Source organism: Mesorhizobium sp. M5C.F.Ca.IN.020.32.2.1 (assembly GCF_004023105.1).
GTDB lineage: Bacteria > Pseudomonadota > Alphaproteobacteria > Rhizobiales > Rhizobiaceae > Mesorhizobium > Mesorhizobium wenxiniae.
Map to the genome: position 1 here is coordinate 1 of NZ_RZSX01001292.1, position 1,212 is coordinate 1,212.

At 62.0% G+C, this 1,212-nt stretch carries 1 protein-coding gene; it reads right to left on the reverse strand.

Annotated elements, in window-relative coordinates:
* Positions 1–216: 216 nt before the first annotated feature.
* On the reverse strand, positions 217–1,212 hold a 996-nt coding region (locus tag EOA86_RS35350; protein ID WP_164892356.1), incomplete at its 5' end, for an ABC transporter substrate-binding protein.

The following is a 1,212-nucleotide window of genomic DNA, read 5'->3' on the forward strand; positions in this document are numbered from 1 at the left end:
ACGTTTGCGATTCTCAACGACAAGCGCGAAAGCCTGCCCGTCGAGCGACTGTGGTGCGGCCTGGCCAGCCAGGCATATGCCACGCGCGTTCAAATCGCGCTTGATCGCACCAGCGCCGCAAAGGGGCAAGTGGCCGTGACGTGCAGCAGCGCGGACGACAGGCTGGCCTGTCGATAGACCCTCGCTTTTCACCAGGTCAGACACCGCCCCCGACCTTCACTCTGCCGCCAGGAATTTGTCAGTGAAGACGTCGTCGGCCGACAGGGCCGTTTTGAGGACGCCCTGATCCGTCAGCGTCTTCAAGGTCTCTTCCCACTGGGTCTTGGTCATCCAGCCGAGGCCGTGCTCCTTCGTCGCCGGACTGTTGAACGTCGAAGCGATGTCGGCGTTGAGCTGGGCCAGCAGCACATCCTTCTTTTCCGCGTAGCCCGGAACGGCCTTGGCGGTGATCTCGGCGGCTTCTTCCGGATGAGCTGCGACATAGTCGAAAGCTTCCCTGTAGGCCTTCACGAAGCGGCGCACGACATCGGGCTTGTCCTTGATCATCGCCTCAGAGGTGAACAGCCCCGAGCCATAGGCTTTCCAGCCGTGATCCGCGCCGAGCATGATGCTCAGCGACCCCGGGCCGCCGGCCTTGGCTTCAAGTTCGGGCACTTCGGCGTCGAGATAACCGACCACTGTCTGCACGCGCCCGAGCAGCAGGTAGCTCTCGTAAGGCGGCGAGACGCTGTTGAGCGTCATGTCCTTCTCGCTCATGCCATTGGCAGCCAGAAAACCCCTGAAGAAGATGTAGGTGGAACCTGCCGGATGGATGCCGATGGTCAGGCCCTTGAGGTCGGACGGCTTGGTCAGCTTGAGCGTCTTGGCGAGCGAGATGATGCCCAGCGGCGACTGCTGGTTGACTGCCGCCAGCGCCACGACGGGAACATTCTGGGATCGTGCCACGGCAAGCGTCGGAAGATCGCCGAAGCCGAATTCAGCGTTGCCGTTGCCCACGAGGCGCATTGCGTCCGGCGAGCCAGAGCCTTTGCGGACCTCGATGACATCTATGTCGTTCTTGGCGAAGAAGCCTTTTTCCTTGCCGACAAAGAACATGGCGTGATTGCCGCGCACCACCCAGTCGAGCTGGACGTTGACCGTGTCCGCTGCCAGAGCCGCGTTCGAGAAGCCAAGCGCGCCGACAAACGCCGCAAAGGTGGCTGCCTTGATAAG